Origin of the sequence: Sandarakinorhabdus sp. (assembly GCF_031422795.1) — a bacterium.
In the GTDB taxonomy this organism is placed as follows: domain Bacteria; phylum Pseudomonadota; class Alphaproteobacteria; order Sphingomonadales; family Sphingomonadaceae; genus Sandarakinorhabdus.
The window spans coordinates 1-5,933 of sequence record NZ_JANPML010000238.1; the positions used below are offsets into that span (position 1 = coordinate 1).

Sequence of the window (5,933 nt, forward strand, 5' to 3'; positions counted from 1 at the left end):
GGCGCGGGCCGCCCGCGCCCCGGCGGCCCCAAGAAGGTTGATCCCAAGCTGTATGCCAGCATCCTGCAGGCGCCCGCAGACCGCGACCCGCGCGCCTATATCATCCCCGCCGATCAGCGTGATCTGCCCACGGCCGTCACCTTCCTGAATGCCCTGATCAAGAACGGCGTGGAGGTGGAACGCGCCGCCGCTGCGTTCACGGCCGCTGGCAAGACCTATCCGGCCGGCAGCTTCGTGGTGCGCACCGCGCAGGCCTATCGCCCGCATGTGCTGGACATGTTCGAACCGCAGGACCATCCCAATGATGTGCCCTATCCCGGCGGTGCGCCCACGGCGCCCTATGATGTGGCGGGCTACACACTGGCCTATCAGATGGGCGTCGCCTTTGATCGCGTGCTGGATGATGTGCCCGGCAATTTCACCGCCGTGAACGATCTGATGAAGCCGCCGGAAGGGCGCATCACCGGGAATGGCAATGCCGGCTGGCTGATCGGGCACGAAACCAACAACAGCGCGATCCTGACAAACCGCCTGCTGAAGGCCGGGGCAAAGCCAGCCTGGCTGAAGGAAGCCGTGACGCTGGGCAACGACACACTGGCCCCCGGCGCGATCTGGGTGCCGGCCTCGGGCGCGGCGGGTGCAGTGGTGAAGAAGGCGGTGGCCGAGCTTGGGCTGGTCGCCCATGCGGTCGCCAAGGCGCCGACTTCGCCCACCATCAAGCTGCGCCCGGTGCGGTTGGGATTGGTTGATCGTTATGGCGGGCTGATGACCGCCGGCTGGACCCGCTGGCTGCTGGAACAATATGAATTTCCGTTTGAAATCATCTATCCGCAGCGCATCGAGGCTGGCGGCCTGAAGCGGAAATTCGACGTGTTGCTGTTCGTTGATGGCGCACTGCCCGGCAAGGGCGCCTGGGGCAGTGAACGCCCCCAGCCGCAACCCAAGCCAGAGGATACGCCCGCCGAGTTGAAGGCGATGACCGGCAATCTCACAGATGCGAAAACCACTCCGGCAATTGGCGATTTCCTGCGCAGTGGGGGCGCGGTGGTGGCTATCGGTAACTCGGCGCGCTTTGCCGAATTGCTGGGTGCGCCGCTGGCACTGGCGCAACGAAGGATCGACAACGGCGAGGAGCGGCCGCTCGATACCAAGAATTTCTACATTCCCGGGTCCGTGCTGCGCGCGCAGGTCAATAACCGTCAACCGCTGGCCTATGGCCTGCCGGCAGAGGTGGACATCTTCTTCAACCGTTCGCCCACGTTTGTGCCAACCAAGGGCGAAGGCACGGCAACCCCTGTCAGCCGGTTCCAGGGCACTTCAGTGCTGCGCAGCGGCTGGGCGGTGGGTCAGGAGCAACTGGCTGGAACGATTGCGGTGGCTGATATCGATGTTGGCCGCGGCAAGCTGTTCGTGATGGGCCCTGAAATCGTGCAACGCGCCCAAGCCTATGGCACGTTCAAATTCCTGTTCAACGCGCTGCACTATGGCGGCGCCGAACGCTGATCCGAGCGGCGGCGATGCCTCGACATGGTGGAGCAATCGCCTCACGGCCAAGCCTCGGATCGATCGCTGGCGCTTCGACCTCGTCGGCCTAGGCGCAACTTGTATGATGGGCTGGGCCACGTTTAACGTGTGGGCGTGCGGTTCGAATATTGATCGGCAGCTGCTGAACAACACGGGGGGCTTTGACGATGATGAAGGGCAAGATGATCGCCGCGCTGCTGGCGGCAAGTGTGATGGCCAGCCCGGCGTTGGCGCTGGCCACGCCGGCCCAGAAAAAGGTCGCCGCCGAACTGGTCGACGCCCAGACCAAGCTGGCACAGGAAATGGTGGACATGGTGTTCAGCTATGCCGAACCCGGTTTCCAGGAACACAAGACCAGCGAATATCTGACCGGCATTCTTGAAAAAAACGGCTTCAAGGTTGAACGCGGCTCTGCCGGCATCCCAACCGCTTTCACCGCGACGTGGAGCAACGGGGCTGGCCCCAAGATCGCGCTGGGCAGCGATATCGACGGCCTGCTCGGCCTGTCGCAATATCCCGGCGTGGTCGAGATGAAGCCGATGGTCGAAGGCGGCCCCGGTCACGGCGAAGGCCACAACAGCGGCATGCCGATGATGATCGTCGCTGCCATCGCTGCCAAGCAGGTGATGGAAACGAACGGCATCAAGGGCACGCTGATGCTGTGGCCCGGCGTTGCCGAAGAACTGCTGGCCACCAAGGCCTATTATGTACGCGCTGGCATGTTCAAGGGTGTGGACGCATCGATTTTCGCCCATGTCGGCAACGATTTCGGCGTGAGCTGGGGCCCGTCTGGCAACACCGGCCTGGTCAGCGTGGAATATAGCTTCAAGGGCAAGACCGCCCACGCCGCCGGCCAGCCGTGGGACGGCCGCAGCGCGCTGGACGGCGTTGAACTGATGAACATCGGCTGGAACATGCGGCGCGAGCATCTGCCTGTCACCCAGCGCAGCCATTATGTCATCACCGAAGGCGGCGGCCAGCCCAACATCGTGCCGGAAAAAGCCAGCGTCTGGTATTATTTCCGCGAAGGCAGCTTTGCCAAAATCCGCGGCCTGTATGAAATCGGCAACCGCATTGCCGATGCCGCCGCCATGGCCACCGATACCGCCGTCACCCGGCGCACCCTGGGTTATGCCGCACCGAATTATGGCAACAAGCCGCTGGCCGAAGCGCTTTACGCCAACATCAAGGCCGTCGGCCTGCCGCAATGGAGCGCCGCGGATCAGGGTTTTGCCAAGGCAATGCAGCAGACCAACGGCCAGAAGCTGGGGCCGCTCTCCACCACGCTGGCCCCGCTCTCCACGCCCGAACTGCGCGGCGTTTCGATGGGCGGCGGTTCGGACGATATTGGTGACATCATGTGGACGGTGCCCACCGTCACCATCCGCTATCCGTCCAACATCCCCAACGCCATCGGCCACAACCGCCAATCGGCCATCGCCATGGCGACACCAATTGCCCACAAGGGCGTGATGGTCGCCGCCAAGGCGGTGGCGATGACCATCCTTGATCTGGCGACAACGCCCAAGATCATCGCCGATGCCAAAACCTATCAGCAGGATGTGCAGTTCAAGAGCGACAAATACGATCCGCTGCTCACCCCCGAAGACAAGCCGGCGATCTGGCTGAACGCCGACATCATGGCCAAGATGCGCCCGCAGCAAGAGAAATTCTATTACGATCCGGCCAAGCACAAGAGCTACCTGGAACAGCTTGGCATCAACTACGAGGATTTCGCCAAGGTGAAATGAGCCTGGCGCGATCCGCAAACAGGAAGGGCCGGTGCCGCAAGGCGCCGGCCCTTTGCATTTTCCCTGCATGAAGACCGCCCGGCACTGGCCCGCTTCATCGCTGGCTATGCCAACGGGCCTGAAACGCTGGCTTTCGGCACCTGTAAAACTTGTGCTTACGGAAACACCCCGGTTCCCACCAGTTCGGCGCCGATGAGGGTGGAGCCCAGATCGACCCAGTTGCTGCCAGTCCAGTAGATGGCGAGGCCATTGCTGTTCTGCAGCACGACATCATCCAGGCCATCGCCGTTCAGATCGTCAAAGCCCAGGAATTCCCACGTCGGGCCGATGGTGGCAAAATCCTTGAAGCCCTGACTGCCTTGAGTGGCATCCCAGAAGATGGTGACACCATCGCTCCGCTGCAGGATGAAATCATCAGCCAGCCCGCCGGTCACATCGCCCAGCCCGGCAATCTCCCAGCCCGAACCCAGCGTGATCAGATCGCGCCAGCCTTGATCAGTGAACGCAATCACGGCGCCGCTGCCACTGTTTTGCAGGACCACGTCGGCCTTGCCGGTACCGTTGATGTTGCCCACTCCGGCCACGCTCCAGCCCGAAGCGAGGGTGAACAGATCGGTGATGGTGCCGACCGCTGCATCAAGGATGCGCAACTGGCCAGCGGCGTTCTGCAGCAAGAGATCGGTCGTACCATTGCCTACCAGATCGCCCTTGCCGACCAACGTAAACCCCAACGTTGCGGGCAACAAGGTGAAGCCATTGCCGCCCAGTGTCGGGTCCCAGCGGGTCAAACCACCACCCGATTGGGCTAGCAGCACATCGCTGCGACCATCCCCGGTAAAATCGGCCACCGCGGCGATCGTACTGCCGTCACCCACCCGGAAAAAATAGGTAAAGCCGGCAGAGCCTTGGGTCGAATCCCAGGTGATCAGGTCGCGCGTGCCGGGCAGGAACAGCACCAGTTCCTCCGCTGGCACAGAAAATCTGTCGCCCAAGCTGTAGATTTGGGCTTTGATGTCGCTGCTACCATTGATATTTGGTTGGTGATCCCATGAAATTACAAATTTTCCGTCTGCCAAAGTCGCAATTGAAGGTGAAAATTGCCAGCCAACAGTAAGTGTATTTACCAAGAATTCTGTATCGACCTTGGCCCCTTTTGCATCAAAAATTTGAGCCTTTACGCTTATACTGTCACTATCGCCAAGTGTTTCGCTGAAATCTCCCCAAGTGATTACAAATCCACCGCTAATCAATTTAGAAACCTGTGGATTATACTGAGCGCTTGCAGTCTGCGTGTTGACCAGGAATTCAGATCCTCTTTTCGCAGCAAGCGAGTCAAATAATTGCGCCTTCACACTATAATTGTCGCTATCTCCAAACGTACCGCTTCTATCCTGCCATGTGACAACAAATCCACCATCAGACAATGCGGCGATCGATGGTCTTTCTTGTGAATCGGAAGTCTGTGTATTGATTAGAAATTGATTTCCCTGCTTGGCACCGTTGGCATCGAACAGCTGCGCTTCAATGCTGGCCCTGCTGTTGTCGTCGCCAGTCTCGTTTTCATCCTGCCATGCGATAACGAAACTCCCATTCGCAAGAACGGTAACGCCCGGAAATCTCTGATCGCCCCCCGTCTCCGTATTGACCAGAAACTCATTGCCGTGTTTTGAACCATCAGCAAAAAACAATTGCGCCTTGATACTTTGTAAACTGTTGTCACCCAATGTGCGGCTGTCGTCCTGCCAGGTGATTAAAAATCCGCCATTCGGAAGTTCCGCAATCTCCGGCCAAGACTGACCGCTCAGGCTTTGGGTATTGACTTGAAATTCACTGCCAAATTTCACACCAGTGGAACTGAAAAGCTGCGCTTTGATATCCGTACGCGCAATACCTTGCCGTTCAACGTCATCCACCCAGGTGATGACAAACCCACCTCCGGTGAGACCTAAAATTCTCGGATTGTACAGATTTCGTGTATTGTTTTCAACAATTATTTCACTATCTATTTTTATCCCAGAGTAATCAAATATTTGAACCTTCAATTCAAAGGCTGCATCTAGCCAAGTAACCGCAAAATCACCGTTCGCAAGGCTGGCGATGTGTTGGGCGGCAGATAGACCAATTTCTATTGGTCTATTGACCTGAATTTCGGTTCCTATACGAACTAGATTGCTCATAATTTCCTCTTAATACTTGGCTTGAACGCAGTTTTCATCAAATTATGTTCGAAAATTTGCCTAGCGGATTTAGATTATATAAATTCTATTTCCGCGCAAGACGAAATTCATGGTGGAGACGGGTTTCAGTGAGATGTTTTTATGACAGAATATTAGATCCTGCTCTCTTCTACGTCGTCCCCGAGCCAGGGAGCAACTGTCGGCCATTGATTTTCTGTGACATGGACTTGTCTTCTGCGGAGTTTTCGCGGGTATGCTTACTCGCTTCCCGCCTGCCGGCAGGGTTCAGTCGATCACCCGCCGCTCTCCATTCAGCCGCACTGTGAACGTGGCCCGCCCCGGCGTGTCCGCCAGTTGCCAGCGGGTGAGGCGTTCGTAGTGGGCGCAGAAGCGGGTGAGGGCGGCTGGGTCCATCCCGTGCCGGCCAGTGGCGCGGGTGAGGGCGGCTTCCTGCTCAGCGCGCCAGCGGGGGACGGTTTCC

The 5,933-nt window shown here is 58.6% G+C and carries 2 protein-coding genes and 2 pseudogenes; 2 read left to right on the forward strand and 2 right to left on the reverse strand.

What is annotated here, in order from left to right; translation table 11 throughout:
• Both RMO81_RS08795 and RMO81_RS08800 read left to right on the forward strand, forming a co-directional pair.
• A pseudogene (locus RMO81_RS08795) lies at window positions 1-1,503 on the forward strand (peptidase); the annotation flags it as partial.
• Between the two features lie 191 nt (window positions 1,504-1,694).
• Window positions 1,695-3,275, forward strand: coding sequence for an amidohydrolase (locus RMO81_RS08800; RefSeq protein ID WP_310475459.1), 1,581 nt, complete (start codon window positions 1,695-1,697; stop codon window positions 3,273-3,275).
• A gap of 155 nt (window positions 3,276-3,430) precedes the next feature.
• Here the strand turns inward: RMO81_RS08800 and RMO81_RS08805 are convergent, their stop codons facing one another.
• On the reverse strand, window positions 3,431-5,452 hold the full coding sequence (locus RMO81_RS08805) for a hypothetical protein (protein WP_310475458.1): 2,022 nt from the start codon (window positions 5,450-5,452) through the stop codon (window positions 3,431-3,433).
• A gap of 285 nt (window positions 5,453-5,737) precedes the next feature.
• Window positions 5,738-5,933: pseudogene (locus RMO81_RS08810) on the reverse strand (kinase); the annotation flags it as partial.